This is a genomic window from Thioalkalivibrio thiocyanoxidans ARh2, assembly GCF_000385215.1.
Lineage (GTDB): Bacteria > Pseudomonadota > Gammaproteobacteria > Ectothiorhodospirales > Ectothiorhodospiraceae > Thioalkalivibrio > Thioalkalivibrio thiocyanoxidans.
In genome coordinates, this window is sequence record NZ_ARQK01000061.1 from 130,358 (window position 1) to 151,205 (window position 20,848).

At 66.4% G+C, this 20,848-nt stretch carries 17 protein-coding genes; 10 read left to right on the plus strand and 7 right to left on the minus strand.

Annotated features, from left to right (window positions below; all coding sequences use genetic code 11):
- Positions 1-20 precede the first annotated feature (20 nt).
- The 5 genes from G372_RS0113165 to G372_RS0113185 all read left to right on the plus strand — a co-directional run bounded on the left by G372_RS0113165 (position 21) and on the right by G372_RS0113185 (position 6,218).
- Positions 21-1,154: a flagellar basal body P-ring protein FlgI gene (locus G372_RS0113165; protein WP_425274061.1), complete on the plus strand. Its 1,134-nt coding sequence runs from the start codon at positions 21-23 to the stop codon at positions 1,152-1,154.
- A complete protein-coding gene (flgJ, locus tag G372_RS0113170) occupies positions 1,154-2,209 on the plus strand; it encodes a flagellar assembly peptidoglycan hydrolase FlgJ (protein WP_019623461.1) in 1,056 nt (351 codons plus the stop codon). Before G372_RS0113165 ends, flgJ begins: the two co-directional genes overlap by 1 nt.
- Before the next feature lie 56 nt (positions 2,210-2,265).
- On the plus strand, positions 2,266-4,191 hold the full coding sequence (gene flgK / locus G372_RS0113175; protein ID WP_019623460.1) for a flagellar hook-associated protein FlgK: 1,926 nt from the start codon (positions 2,266-2,268) through the stop codon (positions 4,189-4,191).
- Positions 4,192-4,217: 26 nt separating this feature from the next.
- Positions 4,218-5,447 (plus strand): flagellar hook-associated protein FlgL, encoded by a 1,230-nt coding sequence (gene flgL, locus G372_RS0113180; RefSeq protein WP_019623459.1) that lies wholly within the window; start codon positions 4,218-4,220, stop codon positions 5,445-5,447.
- Positions 5,448-5,531: 84 nt separating this feature from the next.
- On the plus strand, positions 5,532-6,218 hold the full coding sequence (locus G372_RS0113185) for a hypothetical protein (RefSeq protein ID WP_019623458.1): 687 nt from the start codon (positions 5,532-5,534) through the stop codon (positions 6,216-6,218).
- A gap of 18 nt (positions 6,219-6,236) precedes the next feature.
- On the opposite strand, the gene G372_RS0113190 is transcribed toward G372_RS0113185, so the two are convergent.
- The 3 genes from G372_RS0113190 to egtC all read right to left on the minus strand — a co-directional run bounded on the left by G372_RS0113190 (position 6,237) and on the right by egtC (position 8,988).
- A complete protein-coding gene (locus tag G372_RS0113190; RefSeq protein ID WP_019623457.1) occupies positions 6,237-6,968 on the minus strand; it encodes an SIMPL domain-containing protein in 732 nt (243 codons plus the stop codon).
- A gap of 20 nt (positions 6,969-6,988) precedes the next feature.
- Complete coding sequence (locus G372_RS0113195) at positions 6,989-8,140, minus strand: SUMF1/EgtB/PvdO family nonheme iron enzyme (RefSeq protein ID WP_026278981.1); 1,152 nt, start codon at positions 8,138-8,140, stop codon at positions 6,989-6,991.
- Positions 8,141-8,205: 65 nt separating this feature from the next.
- Positions 8,206-8,988 carry an ergothioneine biosynthesis protein EgtC gene (egtC, locus tag G372_RS0113200; RefSeq protein ID WP_018864106.1) on the minus strand — a complete coding sequence of 261 codons (783 nt, stop codon included), beginning with the start codon at positions 8,986-8,988 and terminating at the stop codon, positions 8,206-8,208.
- A 75-nt stretch (positions 8,989-9,063) separates the two neighbouring features.
- Between egtC and egtD the strand changes: the two genes are divergently transcribed.
- From egtD to G372_RS0113215, 3 genes are read left to right on the plus strand one after another with little or no spacing between them, the layout of a single operon-like run.
- Entirely contained in the window at positions 9,064-10,089 is a 1,026-nt protein-coding gene (gene egtD, locus G372_RS0113205; protein ID WP_019623456.1) for an L-histidine N(alpha)-methyltransferase, read from the plus strand.
- Complete coding sequence (locus G372_RS0113210; RefSeq protein WP_019623455.1) at positions 10,086-10,598, plus strand: SixA phosphatase family protein; 513 nt, start codon at positions 10,086-10,088, stop codon at positions 10,596-10,598. The genes egtD and G372_RS0113210 overlap by 4 nt, the downstream gene beginning before the upstream one ends.
- Positions 10,599-12,098, plus strand: coding sequence for a Ppx/GppA phosphatase family protein (locus G372_RS0113215; protein ID WP_019623454.1), 1,500 nt, complete (start codon positions 10,599-10,601; stop codon positions 12,096-12,098).
- Here the strand turns inward: G372_RS0113215 and ppk1 are convergent.
- The 4 genes from ppk1 to G372_RS0113235 form a co-directional block, all read right to left on the minus strand.
- Positions 12,091-14,163 carry a polyphosphate kinase 1 gene (gene ppk1, locus G372_RS0113220; RefSeq protein WP_019623453.1) on the minus strand — a complete coding sequence of 691 codons (2,073 nt, stop codon included), beginning with the start codon at positions 14,161-14,163 and terminating at the stop codon, positions 12,091-12,093. The genes G372_RS0113215 and ppk1 overlap by 8 nt on opposite strands.
- A 76-nt stretch (positions 14,164-14,239) precedes the next feature.
- Complete coding sequence (argF, locus tag G372_RS0113225) at positions 14,240-15,154, minus strand: ornithine carbamoyltransferase (RefSeq protein ID WP_019623452.1); 915 nt, start codon at positions 15,152-15,154, stop codon at positions 14,240-14,242.
- Entirely contained in the window at positions 15,151-16,347 is a 1,197-nt protein-coding gene (locus tag G372_RS0113230) for an acetylornithine transaminase (protein ID WP_019623451.1), read from the minus strand. The genes argF and G372_RS0113230 overlap by 4 nt, the downstream gene beginning before the upstream one ends.
- Before the next feature lie 123 nt (positions 16,348-16,470).
- A complete protein-coding gene (locus G372_RS0113235; protein ID WP_018864099.1) occupies positions 16,471-17,052 on the minus strand; it encodes a superoxide dismutase in 582 nt (193 codons plus the stop codon).
- Between the two features lie 157 nt (positions 17,053-17,209).
- Between G372_RS0113235 and G372_RS0113240 the strand changes: the two genes are divergently transcribed.
- Together G372_RS0113240 and G372_RS0113245 are read left to right on the plus strand one after the other, a co-directional pair.
- Positions 17,210-18,739, plus strand: coding sequence for an SLC13 family permease (locus G372_RS0113240; protein ID WP_019623450.1), 1,530 nt, complete (start codon positions 17,210-17,212; stop codon positions 18,737-18,739).
- 136 nt (positions 18,740-18,875) lie between these two features.
- Positions 18,876-20,786: a methyl-accepting chemotaxis protein gene (locus tag G372_RS0113245; RefSeq protein WP_019623449.1), complete on the plus strand. Its 1,911-nt coding sequence runs from the start codon at positions 18,876-18,878 to the stop codon at positions 20,784-20,786.
- Positions 20,787-20,848 lie beyond the last annotated feature (62 nt).

Sequence of the window (20,848 nt, forward strand, 5' to 3'; positions counted from 1 at the left end):
GCCGCGTGCTCCCCGGTGTGATGGCCGCCATCGGGTTGCTGCTGGGCGGGATCGCCGGGGCCCAGGCCCAGACGGCCATCCAGCAGCAAGCGGCGATGCAGGAACGCACCTACACCGAGCGGGTCAAGGACGTGGCCAGCGTGTTCGGCGTGCGCGAGAACCAGCTGGTGGGCTATGGCCTGGTCGTGGGTCTGGACGGCACGGGCGACCAGACCACGCAGACCCCGTTCACCATCCAGAGCCTGAACAACATGCTCGGCCAGCTGGGGTTGACCCCCGAGGCTGGCAACCCGCAGCTGCGCAATGTCGCGGCTGTGATGGTCACGGCCGAACTGCCCCCATTCTCCAAGCCCGGCCAGCGGATTGACGTGACCGTCTCCTCGATGGGGAATGCGACGAGCCTGAGGGGCGGGACCCTGCTGATGACGCCGCTCAAGGGCGCCGACGGGGAGACCTACAGCATCGCGCAGGGCAACCTGGTCGTGGGCGGCTTCGGTGCCGAGGGGCAGGATGGCTCGCGCATCACCGTGAACGTGCCCAGTGTCGGGCGCATCCCGAACGGCGCGACAGTCGAGCGCGAGGTGCCCACCGCGTTTGCCCAGGGCGACTACGTGACGCTCAACCTCAACCGGCCGGATTTCACCACCGCCAATCGTCTCGTGGAGACGGTTAACGATACGTTCGGCCCTGGTGTGGCGCAGGCCATGGACGGGTCTTCGGTGCGGGTGCGAGCCCCCCAGAATCCGGATCAGCGCGTGGGATTTGTCGCGGAACTGGAGAATCTGCCCATCGAGCGTGGCGCGCCCCCGGCGCGGGTCATCGTGAACTCTCGCACCGGGACCGTAGTGATCGGATCGAGTGTGCAGGTGACGCCGGCGGCCGTTTCCCATGGCAGCCTGACGGTGACCATTACCGAGTCCCCGCAGGTCGTCCAGCCACTGCCGTTCGCCGAGGGCGAAACCGCGGTGCAGCCAGAAACCGATATCGCGATCGAGCAGGAAGACAGCACCATGTTCCTGTTCGACCCCGGGACTTCGCTGGACGAGATCGTGCGCGCCGTGAACAACGTGGGCGCGGCCCCCGGCGACCTGGTCGCGATCCTCGAGGCCTTGCGCGAGGCGGGTGCCCTGCGCGCGGAGCTGGTGGTCATCTGATGATTTCCTCCGGCCACGACCTCTCGATGCAGGCGCGCTCGGCCATGGCCAGCGACCCGAGCGGCCTGCGTGACCTCGGGCGCGCCGCCCAGGGGGGCGGGGACGAGGCGCTGGAGGCGGTCGCGCGTGAATTCGAGGCGATGCTGATCGGGCAGATGCTCAAGCAGATGCGCGAGGCCTCGCTGGGTGACGGGCTGTTCGATAACGAACAAAGCAAGATGTACCTGGAGATGCAGGATCAGGAATTCGCCAAGGCAATGAGCCAGGGCGACGGGATCGGGCTGCGCGAGGCGCTGATGCAGCAGCTTTCGCAGCAGAGCCAGCCCCAGGACGGCCAGGGCCTGCGGGATCCCGAGCGCCTGGCGGCCCTGGATCTCCCGCAACGCCGCGGCGACCTGGGCTTCCAGCCGCTGTCCGACGAGCAGCGCGACCTCGAGCCGGTCGCGCCCATGCGTCCTGCAAGGGGTGATGCCGAGGCCGGACCCGGGGAATTCCGGCGGCTGGGCGGCGAGGCAAGCCCACTGGCGATCGACTGGCCGCCGCGCGATCCGTCCGAGTTTGTCGCGACACTGGAGCCCCTGGCACGCGAGGCAGCCGAGGACCTGGGCGTGGACCCCGGCATTCTGCTGGCGCAGAGTGCGCTGGAGACGGGCTGGGGGCGTCACGTCCCCTCGCGCGACAACGGCCAGCCAACCTTCAACCTGTTCGGCATCAAGGCCGACTCCCGCTGGGAGGGTGATCAGGTGGCCGTGGGTACCCTGGAGTACCGCGACGGCGTGGCCCAGCGCGAGCAGGCTCGCTTCCGCGCGTACGCCGACCCGGCGGATTCCTTCGCCGACTATGTCGACTTCATCCGCAACAACCCGCGCTACCACCGGGCCCTGCAGGCCGGCGACGATGTCCAGTACATCCGCGAGCTGCAGGATGCCGGCTACGCGACCGATCCCGCCTACGCGGACAAGGTGCTGCGGGTACGTGACCAATTGTCGGGCTACGTGAATCCGGAGCCGACTCAAGCATTGGCCGAGCCGGCCGTTACCCGAAACGAGGGGTAGACCATGTCGCGAACACGTAAATCCAGCTGGGCAGGCCTGACCGGGAGGGGCGGGGTATGAGCGTCTCGGGTATTGGGACCTCCGCACTGCTGGCGTTTCAGCGCGCGATCGGCACGACCAGCAACAACATCGCCAACTCCGCGACCGAGGGCTACAGCCGTCAGCGCACCGAGCTGGGCAACCTGAGCCCGCAGTTCCTGGGTGGCTCCTACCAGGGCCAGGGCGTTGGTGTGGACTCCATTCGCCGAATCTCGGACGACTTCGTCAACACCCAGTTGCGCACCAGTATCTCCGAGCAGTCCAATGCCCAGGCGAAGGCGGACCTGGCCAAGCGGATCGACAACCTGCTGGCGGACGACGCCAGTGGCCTCGCGCCGGTGCTGCAGGATTTCTTCGATGCCGCCTCCGATGTGGCCAACGACCCGACTTCCAATGCCGCGCGCACCGTATTCCTGACCGAGGCCGAATCGCTGGCGGAGCGCTTCAAGGCCATCGACGGGCGTCTGGAAGAGCAGCGCCGCATCGTGAACGGGCAGATCGAGACCGGCGTCAAGGAGATCAACCAGCTCGCCGAGTCGCTGGCCGGGCTCAACCGCGAGATCGTCGCCAAGAGCACCCAGGGCACGCCGAACGACCTGCTGGACCAGCGCGATCGCGTGCTGAACGAACTGGCGGAAAAGGTCGACCTGACCACGGTCGAGCAGGACGACGGCGCGCTGAACGTCTTCATCGGGAATGGGCAGGCGCTGGTGCTGGGCGGGAACAGCCAGTCGCTGGTGGCCGATTCCATCTCCGGCGACCCGGGCAGGATGGAGGTCGGGATCCAGTCCGGCAGTGGAGTAGCGAACATCACCCGTTTCCTGCAGGGCGGAGAACTCGGGGGCCTCCTGGAGATGCGCGAGTCCGTAATCGACACCGCGCAGAATTCCCTGGGCCAGATCGCCACCCAGTTGGGACAGGCCTTCAACGAGCAGAACGCCCAGGGCCTCGATCTGGACGGTCAGATCGGTGGCGACATCTTCGGGATTGGTGAACCCTCCGTGTGGGGGCGTTCCAGTAACGTCGAGAGTGGTGTCCCGGGCGTCGAGATCGGAAACGCCGACGAGCTGACCACCTCCGATTACCGCCTCCGCGTAAACGGCGAAGGCGACTTCGAACTGCTGCGGCTGCCGGGTAATCAGGTGGTGGAGATGGAAGACCTCGGCGATGGTCGCTTCCTAGCCGACGGCATGATCATCGATGTGGAAGACCTCGAGGCCAACGAAGGCGACAACTGGCTGATCCAGCCAACGCGGAATGGCGCCCGCGACCTCGAGGTCGTCCTGGATGACCCGCGCGGGATCGCCGCGGCTGCGGCAATCCATGAGGCAGTGGCCGCGGATGACAATGAAGGCGAAGCCGTGGTCGAAGGCTTCCGGATTACCTCCGCGGATTATGACCCGGACGTTCTGAAGAACGGGGCCACTGTGACGTTTGAAGGCGGTGAATACTTCGTACGCAACAGCGATGGTGAAACGATCGGCCAGGCAGACCATGACGACGGCGAGCCAGTCACGATTCAAACAGAAGATGGCTGGTCGGTCACCTTGAGTGGGACCCCGGAGGACGGGGACACGTTTACCGTTGAAGGGGGCCAGGATCGGCCGGGTGACAACCGCAACATGCTCGAGATGGCCGATCTGTCCGAGACACGCACGGTTCAGACGGAAGACGGCGAACGTCGTGTACCCGGCTTTGGCGATGCCTACAACAGCCTGATCGCGAACGTCGGCACGCGTACGCGACAGGCCAATGTGGCGCTGGATTCCGCGAATGCCCAGCTGGAGCAGGCCAAGGCCCAGCGCGAGTCGGTCTCGGGCGTGAATCTGGATGAAGAGGCCGCCGACCTGATCCGCTACCAGCAGGCCTATCAGGCCGCCGCCCAGGTGATCCAGGTCAGCAACTCGCTGTTCGACAGCCTGCTGGGCGCGTTCCGCCGTTAAATAGCTGGAAATTCGAGGGAACCCCGATGCGTATCTCCACGACCCAGATCTTCCAGAGCGGGATCAACCAGATCCAGGCGGGCCAGGGCGAACTCAACCAAACCTCGCTGCAGCTGGGTTCGGGCAAGCGCATCCTGTCCCCTTCGGATGACCCCAGCGGCGCGACCCAGATCAACCAGTTCGAGCGCATTATCAAGGCGACCAAGCAGTTCCAGCGCAACATGGAGAACACCCAGCCGCGCATGCAGCAGCAGGAATCATTGCTGCAGCAGGGCACCGATGCCCTGCAGCGTGCGCGCGAGCTGGTGGTCACCGGCAATAACGACAGCCAGACCGAGGAGACACGCAAGTACCTGGCGGGCGAGCTGCGCCAGATCCGTGACGGGCTGTTCGAGATCGCGAACACCCGCGACCCCAACGGCGAGTACCTGTTTGCTGGCACCAAGTCGCAGGACCAGCCGTTCCATCAGGATGCGGAGGGGGAGGTGAACTATTCCGGGGCGTCCGGCGAGGGCAGTGTGCGCGAGGTGGCGGTATCTGCCACGCGCAAGGTTCGCCTGGGCGAGGACGGGGCTCGGGTGTTCATGGAGATCCCCGAGAATGACGGCCGTGTCGGTGCCTCGGTTGAGCAGAACAGCGGCACCATGGTGCTGGAAAAGGCTGAAGTTACCGACCGTTCGGCCTTCAACGACAATCGCGACGACACCTTCGAGATTGTCTTTAGTGAAGATGATGGAGAGATCACCTACACCATCCGGGATGGCCAAGGTGACGTGTTCGCGGGCTTGGAAGATCAGCCGTATGTCCCCGGTGCCGCGATCGAATTCGCCGGACGTACCGTGGTGATCTCCGGTACCCCCGCCGAGGGTGACACGATCGAATCCCGACCCGCGGAAAACGTGAACGTCTTCGAAAGCCTGGATCGCATCATCAATGCGCTGGAAAACAGTGGAGGCGGTTCCACGGCGCGTGCGGACCTGGCATCGGCTACCAACACCGCCCTGGCGGACCTGGACGCAGCGCTTGGCAACTTTAGTGATATCCGCGCCGAGTTGGGTGGGCGGCTGAAGACCTTCGATCAGCAAAAAGACCTGAACGAGGATCGCCTGCTGGATCTGGAAAGCGCGGTGTCGCAGATCCGTGATCTCGACTATGCCGAGGCGATCAGCCGCTTCAACCAGCAGCAGGTGGCGCTGCAGGCGGCCCAGCAGACCTATACGCAGGTCAATCGCCTCTCGCTGTTCGACTTCATCTAGCGAGCGCGGCTGCGCACGGGCGTGGGCGTCTGTGCGACCATATGGCGATCCCCATGATGCGTCCGCCAAGGACGGGACCCAGCAATGGCCAAATCCCAGGAACCCTCCGCACCCATCCAGTACCGCTCCACCGGGCGTCCCCCGCGCTATCTGATCGTCCTGCTGGTGCTGGCGGTCATCTGGGCGGCCTTCTGGGGCGTGGTGATGCTGCAGTCCGGCGAACCGGAACCCGTGACCCTGAGCGAGCAGGAGCAGGTGGAGCTCGAGGCCAAGCTGCAGGCGATCTCCGCACCCGACGCGCCACGCCCCGATCAGGCCCCCGGCGAACCGATCATCGACCTCGAGGCGGAAGCCGAGCCACTGATCCCCGAACTCTATGAAGAGACTGACGAGGCGCGGATCGTCCAGTTCAGCGAGCGCGAGCTGAATGCCCTGATCGCGCGCGATCCGGACCTGGCCGGCCGGGTGGCGGTCCGCCTGACACCGGGGCAGGTGAGCACGCGCGTGCGCATCGACGTGCCGGCGGATGTGCCGCTGATGGGCGGGCGTGTGCTGAACGTGCGCTCCGGTGTGCGCTTCGAGACCGAAGGCGAGGAACTGCGAGCTCGGCTCGTCGGTGTGTCCGTCGCCGGCATCCCCCTGCCGGATGCGTGGCTGGGCGGCCTGAAAGACGAGGACCTGCTGGCGCTGGAGCCCTTCCAGCACCTGCGCGCGGGGATCGAGAGCATCGATGTGCGCGAAGGGGAGCTGGCCCTGCATCTCGCACGCTAGCCAGCTCCTGTAGATCGACTACGGGTCGACGCGCAGCGTCTCGCCCCCCAGCGCTTCCACCTTGGCGCGCACGGTGACGGACACCGTGGAGGTCCCGGCCTCCAGTGCGGGCTGGCTGGCGGATTCGTCCATCGCACGCATGGCCATCATCGGCTGTGGGCGGTCATAGCCGCTGTCGACGAGTTCGACTTCCACCGGGCGCAGGTGGGTCGCCCCCAGTGAGCGTGCGATCGCGCGTGCCTGTTCCTTCCAGTCCTCCATGGCAGCCTCGAGCAACGCCTCACGGTGCTCCTGTTGTTTCTCGCGGCTGAGCGAGAAGCGGATCTGGCCCACGGTCAGCTCGTCTCCCTGCAGGGCGCCCACCAGTTCGGTGAGATCCTCGAAGCCACTGCTGGTTAGTTCCAGGGTCTGCTGGACCTGCCAGGCCCTGATTTGACCGGGTTCGTCCCGATCGTGGATAGCTTGTGTTGTGTAGCTTCGGGTCGAGGCCTCGACGTTGTCATACCCCTCCGCTCGGGCCAGGGCCTGTTCCATGCGGCGATTCACCGTGGCCGCGGCGTCGCGCGCGTCCGGGGCACGGGCCTGGGCCTGCATCTGGACCGTCATGCGGTCATTCTCCACCTCCCGCTCGGCATGGCCGGAGAGCGTCAGCGTGGTGCTGCCATCGGCGGTGGCGAGGGCCGGGAGCAGCAGCATGGTGCCCAGCCAGAGGCATGCGAAAAGGGGCCTGAGGGGCAGCGTGCGGCTCATGGGAGGATATCCTCTGGGGGTCAGGGTTCCATCGTACGTGCGAGGCGCACGCCGGCAAAGACATGGCGTTTCTCCGGGGTGAAGAAATTGCGCATGCTCGGGCGTTTCAGCAGCGGGTCGCTCCAGTCGCTGCCGCCGCGCAGGACGTAATGCCGGCCGTCGAACCACGGGGCCGAGTATTCGTCATAGGGGAACGGCCGGAATCCGGGATAGGGTGCGAACGGGTTTTCGCACCATTCCCAGACCCGGCCGGTGCCTCGCAGCGCTCCCTCGCGCTGGGCATGTTCCCATTCGTGTTCGTGGGGCAGCCGGGCGCCGGCCCAGTGTGCGAAGGCCTCGGCCTCGAAGCGGGAGATGCCCACCACCGGGGCATCGGCGTTGCGCTGAACCGTGCCTTCCGGCAGAACCTGCAGGTCAATGTCGGTCCCGGACTCCCGCCACCCGAGCGGGGCCTGGATGTCGTGTGCGCTGCGCCAGTCCCACCCCTCGCGGCTCCATAGTTCGGGACGCCGATAGCCGTCCTCCTGTATGAAGGCCTGCCATTCCCCGTTGGTGACGGGATCGCGCCGGATGGCAAAGGGGGTGAGTTCCTTCCCGTGAACGCCCTGTTCGTTGTCGAACGCCAGTACGTCGTCGCTGCCGACCATGGTCTGCACGACATCCCATTCGAGCCAGGTCTGCGAGGGGGGCTCGGGGTCCTGTCGGCGGGGTTCCGAGTGGGCAGGGTCGGGCCCCTGAAGACCGGCAAACCAGCGCACCTGGGCCAGGGACTCCAGGTGCATCGCGTGGTGCTGGGCGAGGAACCCGGTCAGGTATTCGCCGGCCATCAGCGGGTGGTCGAGGATGTCAGCGTGGCGGACGAGCCAATCGCGATGCCGGGACTGGCGTTCACGTCCCCATCGGATGAGTCGATCGGGGGCGGGCAGGCGTCCGCCCCGGCGCCATTTGGGGCTGATTTCCGGGAAATAGAGGTCGTGCCAGTCCCTCGGGCGGGGCGGCGCGAGCCCCAGGATGCGTTCGCGCAGCCAGACGGCCTCGATGAAGCAGCAGTGGGCGTAGTGCCAGCCGATCGGGCTGAGGTCTGGATGGTACTGGTTGCGCCACATGCAGGCCGGCACGGCCTCCAGCGCCTGATTCAGGCGCTCGTGCTGGCGGGCGAGGGCATCCAGCAGGCCGGGGGAGGAGACGGGCCTGGCCGGCGGCTTGAAGTCCGGGGTGCTCATACCGAGTGGAGCGACTAAAGCGCGAGGAGTTCCGGGGGTTCGTCAGGGTCCAGGATCAGGATATGTCCCGAAGGAACGGGGCGCCACCGCTCGCGGTCTGTCAGCGGCTCCGAGGCGACGACGACCGAGTCCTCGGGAAAATCGTCATCATCGGAAGTGTAGTAGAGGCTGGGACAGGGGCTGTTGATCGCATGGCGGCTGGCGACCAGTCGGCGCCCGTCGGACAGCAGTACGTTCAACAGGGCCATGTCCTCGCCCAGCCAGGTCTCGAGCGTCGAGAAGGCCTCGCCCAGGGCGCCTTCCAGCGTGGCGTTCTCGTCGTCCGCGAGGAACTGGCGGATCAGGGCGAACAGGTATTCGGAATCCGTGGTGCCCTGGATACCCGCCTCGATCTCGGGCGTCAGCAGGTTCTCGACCTGGCGGCGGATCCGGGGCCTGAAGCCGCCAATGAGCCCATTGTGACTGTAGAGCAAACCGTCCATGCAGAAAGGCTGGGCATTGACCGTGTCGCCCCCGAACCCGGGGGTTGCGCTGCGAATGGCGGAGATCCAGAGAGGCTCTTCGAGCGTATCCGCGAGCGTTTGCAGGTTCGGGTCCTGCCACAGGGGATCGGCGCGGCGATAGCAACGCGCGGTGCCGTCCTCACTGAACCAGCCGAACCCGAACCCATCCGCATTGACCCGGGCGTAGACCAGCTCCTGCGGGGCAATTGCCTGCTCGATCAGATTGTGCGGCGGGTCCAGCAGTACCCGCCTGAGTGCCAGTGGCGGGCCGAGATAGGCTAGATGGCGACACATTGGCGCGGACTCGCGGTTGGGAGGTCGGGAGTTTCATGGTAGCGTGCCGGGAACCCCGAAGCACGGATGGTGCCAATGAAGCCCGAGAGTCCCGCCATGCCGCTCCCGGAGCGCTATACCCGCCATGTGGTGCAGGTGCGCGACCCCCATGCGGAGCTGGTAGCGGACTTTCGTGAGGGCATGCTGGAGGCACCGCGCTGGCTACCTCCAAAGTACTTCTACGATGCCCGTGGCTCGCAGCTGTTCGATGCCATTTGCGACACACCGGAGTATTACCCCACTCGCCTGGAATCGGCCCTGCTGGAGTCCCGAGCGAGCGAGATCGTCGAGACCTCGGGTGCCCACACGCTGATCGAGCTTGGCAGCGGGACCTCGCGCAAGACCGAGTACCTGCTCGCGGCGCTGAACGAGCGGGTCGACGACCCGTATTACGTCGCCAACGATGTCTGTGGCGAGATCCTCGACGAGGCGGCCGAGCGCCTGCTGAAACGATTCCCCACGCTCGTGATCGAGGCCCTGTGTGGCGACTATCTCGCCGCACTTTCGGCCCTGTCCACGCTGGACCCCGGCCCGAGTGCCCCGCGCCTGTTCACCTTTCTCGGCGGCAGCCTGGGGAATTTCGAGGACACCGAGGCGATCGACTTGCTGTCGCAGATTCGCGCCGCCATGGGCCCGGAGGATCGGCTCCTGCTCGGGCTGGACCGGGTAAAGGCCACTCCCGTGATGGAAGCGGCCTACAACGACGCGGCCGGTGTGACGGCGGCGTTCAACCTGAACCTGCTGTCCGTCCTCAATCGCGAGCTGGGGGCCGACTTCGATCCCGACGGTTTCTACCATCGCGCGCCGTTCGTCGAGGCTCACTCCCGTATCGAGATGCACCTGGTCGCCGACGGTGATCAGACCGTCCAGGTCTCCGAACCCGCGACGACCCTGCAGTTCGCCGACGGCGAGGCCATTCGCACCGAGATCTCGCGCAAGTTTACCCGCCCGATGGTCCAGCAACTGCTGGCCGGTGCCGGACTGTCGCAGGTGGCGGAGTGGTCAGCCCCGGAGGAGGCGTACAGCCTGTTCCTGCTGGCGCCGGGGAGCGCGCAGGCGTGAGCCGGAGTCCGCGTCTCGTACTGGTCCGCCATGCCCAGGCGGGCGACGCGGGGGAGTGGGACGGGGCCGACCGGGACCGGCCGCTGAGCGAGGCCGGCCAGGTGAGCGCCCGGCGCATGGCGGCCGCGCTGACCCACTTGCTTCCCGGCCATCTGGAACTGCTGACCAGCCCCTACCTGCGCGCCCGTCAGACGGCGGCGCCCATCGCCGAGGCACTGGACGTCCCGGTACGCCAGAAGAAATGGCTGGCACCCGGACAGGTGGCCGGTGTGGAACTGGAGGCCCTGGCGGCCCGCCTGCCGGCCGACGGCAGTCTGGTGGTGGTCGGCCATGAGCCGGACCTGTCCTCGCTGGCGGGGCGCCTGATGGGCTGTCCGTCGGGGGCTGCCGGGGTGCATATGGGCAAGGGTTCGGTCTGCGCCCTGGGAGGCGGTCTGCCCGGTCCGATGGAATTGCTCTGGCTGTTGCCCCGCCGGGTGCTGGAGGATCTCGCGGGAGAGCACGGGTAGATGGGCATGGAGGGGCAGGGCGAGACCGTCGCGGCGGTCGATCTGGGGTCCAACAGTTTCCACATGATCGTGGCCCGACGTCACGGCCGTGAGGTCCTGAAGATGGACCGCTTGAAGGAAACGGTACGACTGGCCAGCGGTCTGGATGCCCGCGGTCGCCTGGATGCGACGGTCGAACGCCGGGCGCTGGACTGCCTGGAGCGTTTCGGCCAGCGGCTGCGCCAGCTACGCCAGGGCAGTGTGCGTGTCGTGGGCACCAATACCCTGCGCCAGATGGCTGACAGTCACCGTTTTCTGGCCGCCGCGGAGCAGGCCCTGGGGCATCCGGTGGAGATCATCGCCGGGCGCGAGGAGGCGCGGCTGATCTATCTGGGGGTGGCTCATACGGTCGCCGATGACGCAGGGCGGCGACTGGTGATGGACATCGGCGGCGGCAGCACCGAATTCATTATTGGCGAGCGCTTCCAGCCCATGCTCGCCGAGAGCCTGGAAATGGGCTGTGTGACCTTCACCCGCAGGCACTTCGCCGACGGCCGCCTGACGCCCCGGGCGTTTGCCGCCGCCGAGCTGCATGCCGGCCAGGAGCTGCAGCCGATCGCCGCCACGTACCGCGAGGCCGGGTGGGATCAGGCACTGGGGGCTTCGGGGACCATTCTGGCGCTGGATCGTATCGTCCGCGAGACGGGTATCGACGAGGCACCGGGCATGACGCTGGAGGCGCTGCGTACCCTGCGCGAACGCATGGTCGAGGCTCGGCGCCTGAACAAACTGGAGCTGCCGGGGCTGACCGAAGACCGGGTGCCGGTGATCGCCGGCGGGCTGGCGGTGCTGATCGGGGCGTTCGAGGCGCTGGGGATCGAGCGGCTGTATCCCTCCGATGGTGCGTTGCGGGAGGGGGTGATCCACGATCTGCTGGGCCGTTTCCGGCACGAGGATGTACGTGGCCTGACGATTCACAACCTCCGGCGACGGTTCGCCGTGGACGAGGCCCAGGCGGCGCGGGTACAGGCGATGGCCGCGCGCCTGCTGGGCGCGGTCCGGGCCCGCTGGGGCCTGGACGAGGCCGACGGCGAGCGTCTGGACTGGGCGGCCGAGCTGCACGAGGTGGGGCTGGCGCTCGCGCACAGCAAGTACCACAAGCATGGTGAATACATCCTCAACTGGGCCGATCTGCCGGGTTTCTCGCAGCCCGAGCAGCACGAACTGGCGCTGCTGGTGCGCCTGCACCGGCGGGCCTTCAAACCGAAGCTGCTCAGTGACGTACGACAGGCCCGAGTCGAGCCGCTGCTGCGGCTGGCCAGTCTGTTGCGGCTGGCGGTGCTGCTGCATCGCTCGCGCGCACCGGAGCCCCCGCCGCTGGAGCGGATCGAGGCGCGCGAGCGCGGGCTGGTGCTGGGCTTTGCCGCGGGCTGGCTGGATGCGCATCCGCTGACGCGGGCGGATCTGGAGGAGGAGGCCGGGCAGTGGGCGCGCCACGACCTGGAGCTGGTCTTCAGCTAGCGAGCGTCTTGAGCAACTGCTGCTGCGCGGAATGGGGAGGCTCGTCCGCCGGTGGTTCAACCCGCCGGTAGCTTCCGTCGGCCTGCAGGGCCCACGCGCTGGTGGTATCCCGCAGGTAGTTGAACAGCGACTCCTCGGCGACGCGGTCGCGCATCGCGGGATCGCGGATCGGAAAGGCGACCTCGACCCGGCGAAAGAAGTTGCGGGGCATCCAGTCCGCGCTGGACAGGTACACCTCGGGCTCGCCCCCGTTCTCGAAATAGAACACCCGCGAGTGCTCCAGAAAGCGGCCGAGGACCGAGCGCACCTCGATGTTCTCGGAGATCTCCGGCACGCCCGGGCGCAGGCTGCAGATGCCGCGCACGATCAGTTGAATTTTCACGCCGGCCTGGGAGGCGCGATAAAGCGCCTGGATGATGCCGGCCTCGTTCAGCGAGTTCATGCGCGCGACGATCCGCGCCGGACGGCCTTCGCGCGCGTTATCGGCCTCGCGCTCGATCTTCTCGCACATCGCGTCGTGCAGGCGGAAGGGCGCCTGGATCAGCTCGCGCAGGCGCTCCACCTTGCCCAGGCCCGTGAGCTGCTGAAACACGCGATGCACGTCCTCGGTGAGGACCGGATCCGCCGTCAGCAGGCCGTAGTCCGTATAGGCCTTGGCGGTGCCCGAGTGGTAGTTGCCCGTGCCCAGGTGGGCGTAGCGGACGAGCCTGTCGCCGTTACGGCGCACCACCAGGGCGAGCTTTGCGTGGGTCTTGTAGCCGACCACGCCATAGGTCACATGCACGCCCGCATCCTGCATGCGGTTGGCCAGCTCGATATTGTCCGCCTCGTCAAAGCGGGCGCGCAGCTCGATCACGACGGTCACTTCCTTGCCCGACTGCGCGGCCTCGATCAGGGTCTCCACCAGCGGCGACTGGGTCCCCGTGCGATAAAGCGTCTGCTTGATTGCCAGCACGCGCGGGTCGCTGGCGGCCTGGCGCAGCAAATCCACCACCGGCATGAACGACTGGTAGGGGTGGTGCAGCAGCAGGTCCTGCTCGCGGATGGACGCGAAGATGCTTTCACCGCTGGCGTCCGTGCGCGGCAGGGCGGGGATGAACGGAGGAAACTTGAGATCGGGCCGGTCGACCAGGTCGTACACCGCCATCATGCGGTTAAGGTTAACCAGGCCGGTGACCTGGTAGAGGTCGTCCGCCTCCAGACGGAACTCCTGCAGCAGGAACTGCGCCACTTCCTCCGGGCAGTTGTCCGCGACCTCCAGGCGGACAGCGGCGCCGTAGTTGCGGCTCGGCAGTTCGCCCTCCAGTGCGTTCAGGAGGTCGTCGATCTCCTCCTCCTGCACGAACAGGTCGGAGTTGCGCGTCAGCCGGAACTGGTAGCAGCCGGTGACCTTCATGCCCTTGAACAGCTCGCCGACGTGGGCGTGCAGGATGGACGACAGCAGCACGAAATCGGAATCGCCGCTGGCCACCTCGCGTGGCAGGGGTACCAGACGCGGGAGTGAACGCGGCGCCTGCACCACCGCGCGCCCGGATTCCCGTCCGAATGCGTCCTTGCCCTTGAGCGTGACGATGAAGTTCAGGCTCTTGTTCAGGATACGCGGGAACGGGTGTGCGGGATCGAGCCCGATCGGGCTCAGGACCGGCTGTAGCTGCTCGTGGAAGAACTGGCGCACCCAGGCTCTTTGTTCGTCGCTCCAGTGCGAGCGCCGCACGAAATGGATGCCTTCCTCCGCCAGTGCCGGGATCAGTTCGTCGTTGAGCGTGCGGTACTGATCATCGACCAGGGCGTGAGCACGGGGGGCGATCTGGCGCAGCTGTTCCGCCGCGGAAAGGCCGTCCGGTCCGGGTGTCTGGACGTTCAGGTCGATCTGCTGGCGCAGGGACCCCACGCGAACCTCGAAGAACTCGTCGAGGTTGGTGGAGGAGATGCTCAGGTAGCGCAACCGCTCCAGTAGCGGGAAACCCGGGTCGCGCGCCAGTTCCAGCACGCGCCGGTTGAACTCCAGCAGTGAAAGCTCGCGGTTGAGGAAGAGATCGGTATCGGTCACGTCGGCATCCGGCACGAACGACTCCGGCCAGAGTGGGGAGCCGGAGTCTTTGCGGACATTATGTCAGTTCCGTGACCGGTCCGGCTCTGGATCAGGTGCCGCGGGTCAGCAGGAATTCCATCAGGGCCTTCTGCGCATGCAGGCGGTTCTCCGCCTCGTCCCAGACCACGCTTTGCGGGCCTTCGAGGACCTCGGTGGAGACCTCTTCCTCGCGGTGCGCGGGCAGGCAGTGCATGAACAGGGCGTCGTCGTTGGCCAGACGCATCAGGTCGGCGTCCACGAAGAACCCGGCAAAGGCGCGGCGGCGCGCACTCTTTTCCTGTTCCTGCCCCATGCTGGCCCAGACGTCGGTGACCACGAGGTCGGCACCCTCGGCCGCCGCGCGCGCATCGCGGGTGAGTTCGAAATGGTCGCGCGTGGCCTCCACGACGTCCTCTTCCGGGTCGTAGCCCTCGGGACAGGCCGCCACCAGCTGGAAGTCCAGCAGGTGCGCGGCATACATGTAGCTGTGGCACATGTTGTTGCCATCGCCAATCCAGGCGACACGCTTGCCCCGGATATCGCCCCGGTGTTCCAGATAGGTCTGCAGGTCGGCCAGTAGCTGGGCGGGATGTTCCCGGTCGGTCAGGCCATTGATCACGGGGACCGAGGAGTTCTGGGCGAACAGCTCGATCTTCTCGTGTTCGTAGGTGCGGATCATCACGCAGTCCACCATGCGCGAGAGTACGCGGGCCGTGTCCTCGATCGGCTCTCCGCGGCCCAGCTGCGTGTCGCGCGGGGACAGGAACAGGGCATTGCCGCCCAACTGCTGCATGCCGACCTCGAACGAAACGCGTGTGCGGGTCGAGGACTTCTCGAAGATCATCCCCAGCGTCTTGCCGCGCAGGATGTCGTCGTGGTGCTCGCCCGCGTGGGTCTGGCGCTTCAGTTCGACGGCACGTTCGAGCAGGGTGCGCGTCTCGTCTGCGGACAGGTCGTGGAACGACAGGTAATGGCGGGGCTTCATGCCTGGGCCTCCCGGGATTGTTCGGACGCGAGCAGGGTGTCGACCAGATCGGCTACGGTGCTGGCGATCTGGTCGACCTGGGCATCGTCCACGATCAGCGGCGGCAGCAGCCGGATCACCCGCTGTGCAGTCACGTTGAGGATCAGCCCTGCGTCGAGGGCGGCCTGGACCAGTGCCCCGGCCGGGCGATCCAGCTCGACGCCAATCATCAGGCCGCGGCCACGTACGGCGACGACCCCGGGCTTGCCCTCGAGGCGGTCGGCCAGGCGCCGGCGCAGGATCTCGCCCTGCCGCCCGGCCTCCTCGCACAGCCCCTCGTCCTGCATCACGTCCAGTACGGCCAGGGCCGCACGGCAGACCAGCGGATTGCCGCCGAAGGTGGTGCCGTGGGTGCCCGGGGTAAACAGCTCGCGGGCACGCCCGGCCACCAGGTTGGCCCCGATCGGGATGCCGTTGCCCAGCCCCTTGGCGAGCGACACTACATCCGGCGTGATGCCCTCGTGCTGGAAGGCAAACCAGTGGCCGGTGCGCCCAATCCCCGCCTGGATCTCGTCCAGCATCAGCAGCCAGTCGTGCTGATCGGCCAGTTCGCGCAGGCGCCTCAGATAACCGGGTGGGGGTAGGTGGATGCCGCCTTCACCGGTGATGGGCTCGACCAGGATCGCGACCACGTCCGGGTCGCTGCCCAGGGCCTCGACGGCCTCGGCGTCACCATGGGGTACGTGCACGAACCCCTCGACCAGGGGCTCGAAGCCGGCATGGATCTTCTCGTTGCCGGTGGCCGACAGCGTCGCGAGCGTGCGTCCGTGGAAGCTGCCGTGCATCACGATGACCTTGGGGTTCTCGATGCCGCGGCGGCGGGCATGCAGTCGGGCCAGCTTGATCGCCGCCTCGTTGGCCTCGGCGCCGGAGTTGCAGAAAAAGGCCTGGTCCATCTGTGCGAGTGCGCACAGACGGCGGGCCAGCTGTTCCTGCAGAGGGATGCGGAACAGGTTCGAGGTATGTACCAGCGTCTGAGCCTGATCGCAGATCGCATGCGCCACTTTCGGGTGGGCGTGCCCAAGGCCGCAGACCGCGATGCCGGACAGGGCATCAAGGTAGCGTTTCCCCTCGGTATCCCAGAGCCAGACGCCTTCCCCCCGTTCGAAGGCGACAGGAAGCCGATTGTAGGTATTCTGCAGGACGTCAATCATTTGCAAGTTTCTCCCTGGGGAAGCACGGATCAGTGTTTCCCCTAAATGCAGAAGCCGGCGCCCGAGTCGCCGGCTTCTGCCCGAGGTGCCGCATTGGGGCGGCACCGATCGCGTTTGAGCGACTTATTTCATCTGCTGGGCGACGAAATCCCAGTTGACGACGGTCCAGAAATTTTCCAGGTACTTGGGACGCGCGTTGCGGTAGTCGATGTAGTAGGCATGCTCCCAGACATCGCAGGTCAGCAGCGGGGTTTTGCCATCACGCATCGGGTTGCCCGCATTGGAGGTGTTCACGATTTCGACCGAGCCATCATCATTCTGCACGAGCCAGGTCCAGCCGGAGCCGAAATTGCCGACCGCGGCCTCGTTGAACTTCTCCTTGAAGGCATCAAACGAGCCAAAGGCACTGTTGATCGCGTCCGCAAGCTTGCCGGTGGGTTCCCCGCCACCATTCGGACCCATGCAGTTGAAGTAGAACGTATGGTTCCAGACCTGGGCACCGTTGTTGAAGATACCGCCGGCCGGTGCCTTTTTGATGATCTCTTCGAGCGAGGCATTTTCGAATTCGGAGCCCGGCAGCAGGCCGTTCAGCTTCGTTACGTAGGTCGCGTGGTGCTTGTCGTGGTGGTATTCCAGCGTCTCGGCGGAGATGTGCGGCTCCAGCGCGTTCTTGGCATAGGGCAGATCGGGCAGTTCGTAGGCCATGAAAGACTCCTTGTAAGAAAACATGCGAGACTGCGGCTGGCCGACCATCGATGGCCGTGCCAGTGAACCCGTCAACGATAGTCACGTTGTCCGGGGGATGCAATGTCCGATGGCGCGGCTTGGTTTTCGTTCGATGGAATCGTGAAGGAGCAAGGGTATGCCCGCGCACGATGCGGATCGACAATCCAGTGCCGATCCCCCGGAGTCTGGTACGAACGCCTCTCGCAGTGCCTACCGCTGGCGCGGGCGCGTGGGGCTGTTCCTGGGCCCGCTCCTGATGCTGGCGTTCCTGCTGTTTCCGCCTCCGGAGGGCATCGGGCGCGAGGCCTGGTGGGTGCTGGGCCTGACCCTGTTCATGGCCACCTGGTGGATCAGCGAGGCCCTGCCCCTGCCCGTTACGGCGCTGCTGCCGATTGCCCTGTTGCCACTGCTGGGCGTGGTGCCCATGGACGCGGCGACCGCACCCTATGCCAATCCCATCATCTTCCTGTTCATGGGGGGCTTTGCGATCGCGCTGGCGGTGCAGCGCTGGGGGCTCCACCAGCGCATTGCGCTCGCGATCGTCAGCCGGGCGGGGGACCGCCTGCATCTCCTCGTGGGGGCCTTCATGCTGGCCACCGCGGGGTTGTCGATGTGGGTCAGCAATACGGCGACCGCCGCGCTGATGCTGCCGATTGCCCTGTCCGTTCTGGCGCTGATGGATCGGGATACGCAGATCGCGGGAGGCGGGGGCGGCCCCGAGTCGCGCCGGCCCGCGCTCGCACTACTGCTGGGGATCGCCTTTGCCGCCAACATCGGGGGCATGGCGACGATCATTGGCTCTCCGCCGAATGCACTGACTGCAGCCTATCTGGGCGACCGGCATGGCATCGAGATCGGCTTCATGCAGTGGATGATGCTGGGTCTGCCCCTCGCCACCCTGTTGCTGCTGCTGGCCTGGTGGCTGCTGACGCGCTGGGTCTTCCCGGTACATCGCGTGCGCCTGCAAGGGTTGCAGGCGATGATGGACCGGCAGCGTGCCGAGATCGGGGCATGGTCCCGGGCCGAGTACCGGGTCGCGGGGGTCTTCCTGCTGGTGGCGCTGGCGTGGCTGTCGCGGCCGTTCCTGGAGGGCGTCCTGCCGGTCCACCTGACCGATGCCGGCATTGCGATCCTGGGGGCCGGGTTGTTGTTCCTGCTGCCCTCGGGTGCGGCGGATCAGCGCCGGCTCCTGGCCTGGGACAACACGCGCGAGCTCCCCTGGGGGGTCCTGCTGCTGGTCGGGGGTGGGCTCAGCCTGGGGTCGGCCATCGAGGCGAGCGGCCTGGCGGAACTGGCCGCAGAGGGGCTCGCCGCCGCTCAGGCGTGGCCGCTGGTCCTGATTATCTCCGGGGTTGTGGTGATAACCATGCTGTTGTCGCATGTCACGAGCAATACGGCGACTGCCGCGACGCTGTTGCCGCTGGTGGTCGCGCTGGCCATGCGCATGGACATCCCGGTCGTGCTCCTCGCGATACCCGTCGCTTTTGCCGCTTCCGTGGCCTTCATGCTGCCAGTTGCCACCCCGCCCAATGCGATCGTGTTCGCCAGCAACCGCCTGCGGGTGCTGGACATGGTGCGTGGAGGAGCGCTGCTGTCTCTGGTGGCGATTGTCCTGATCACGCTTGCTGTCTATGCCTTCGCCGAGTTCGTCCTGATGCGCGGGTAGGGGTGCCCCTCTCGGGCGCTTGGCTTTCTGTGATCCCCCTCAAGCTTTAAGCTTCGCGGCCGCTACTGTCTGTGAATTGCCGCAGCAAGGATGCCGCGCGTCTGCAAAGCCTTAACCTGGGGGAGAATCGTCAATTATGTTCGACAACATCCGAATCGGTGTCCGGTTGATGGTCGGGATCATCGCGGTGGTACTGCTGGCCGTGATCCTGACACTCGTCGTCGTGATGAACAGTCTTGGCACCATGGCCGATCGCGCCGAACAGCGCGAGCTGAGCGATCTGGCCGCGCAGCTCGTCGGGCGGCTGGACCAGGAGTCCGCTCGTGCGACCGCGATGGCGGAGACCGTGGCGAAGATCCCTGACGTGCAGGAGGCCATGGGGACGGGGGATCGCGAGCGTCTGGCCGAGATGGTCGTGCCCAGTTTCGACTCGCTCAGCGAGCACTATGGCGTGGGTCAGTATCAGTTCCACACCCCGCCGGCGACCTCGTTCCTGCGCGTTCACTCCCCCGACAATTACGGGGATGACCTGTCGGACTTCCGGCAGACCGTGGTCGACACGAACGACAAGCGCACCGCGATCTCGGGGCTGGAAGAAGGCGTGGCGGGTCTCGGGATCCGCGGGGTTGTGCCGATCGAACACAATGGTGAACACGTCGGCTCCGTGGAATTCGGGCTGTCGTTTGGCGACAGCTTCTTTGAGGAATTCACCGACGAAACGGATTCGCCGGTCGCCCTCTACCTGCGTGATGGCCGTTCGTTCAGCCGTTTCGGCGGCACCATCAGCGGTGACTCCACCTTCAGCGATGCCGAGATGCGCGAGGTCATGGAGGGCGAGGAACTTGTGCGCAACGTGACCTATGAAGGCACCCCGATGGCAGTGGTCGGGCGCCCCGTGACGGATTTCTCCGGTGATGTGGTCGGCGTGCTCGAGGTCATGGTGGACCGCAGTGCCTATGTGGCCATGGCGCGCAACGCGACCGGGACCGTGGTCGCGGTCGGAGTCGTTGCTGTGGCCCTCGGCGCGCTCCTGGCCTGGTTGCTGACCCGCAGCATCGTGCGTCCGCTGAATCGCACGGTGGTCCGCCTGAACGATATCGCGGGTGGCGGCGGTGACCTGACCCGCAAGCTGGAGGTCTCCGGGCGCAACGAGCTTGGAGAACTGGCGGAGGCGTTCAACAACTTCGTCGAACAGATTCGCGGTCTGGTGGCGAGTGTCGCGGCCGGGGGCGACCAGGTCGCCGCCGCGGCGAACGAGCTGTCCGCGACCAGCGAGGAGACCAACGAGCAGGTCCGCCGCCAGAAGTCCGAAATCGACCAGGTGGCGACGGCGATGAACGAGATGACGGCCACGGTGCAGGAAGTGGCCCGAAATGCGGCGGATGCCGCCGCCGCGGCGCAGAACACCGACCAGGACGCCAGCGAGGGCCAGCAGGTCGTGCAGCGGACCGTGGCCGCGATCAACACCCTGTCGCAGCAGGTCGATGGTGCTGCCGAGGTGGTGAGCCGCCTGTCTCAGGATGCCGAGGAGATCAACAAGGTCCTGGAAGTGATCGGCGATATCGCCGACCAGACCAACCTGCTGGCGCTGAACGCGGCGATCGAGGCGGCGCGTGCGGGCGAACAGGGCCGCGGTTTCGCGGTGGTTGCCGACGAGGTCCGGACCCTGGCCAGCCGCACGCAGGACTCGACCCACGAGATCCAGCAGATGATCGAGCGTGTGCAAAGCGGCACCCGCGAGGCGGTGCAGGCGATGGAAGACGGCCGTTCCAAGGCGCACCAGAGCGTGGAGCAGGTCAACCTGGCGGGCGAATCGCTGACCGCGATCACCCAGTCGGTCACGCGCATCAGCGACATGAACACGCAGATCGCCAGTGCCGCCGAGGAGCAGTCGACGGTGGCCGAGGAGATCAACCGCAACGTCGCCAACGTGACCGAGGTGCTGGATCAGACCGCGGCTGGATCGGAACAGATCCGCAATGCCTCAGAGGAGCTGTCCAAGCTGGCCTCCGAGCAGCAGCAGCGGGTGGGGCAGTTCAAGGTATAAACCCCGAGCCAGTTGATGCCAAGCCCGGGTCCGGAGACGGTCCCGGGCTTTTTTGTGGCCGG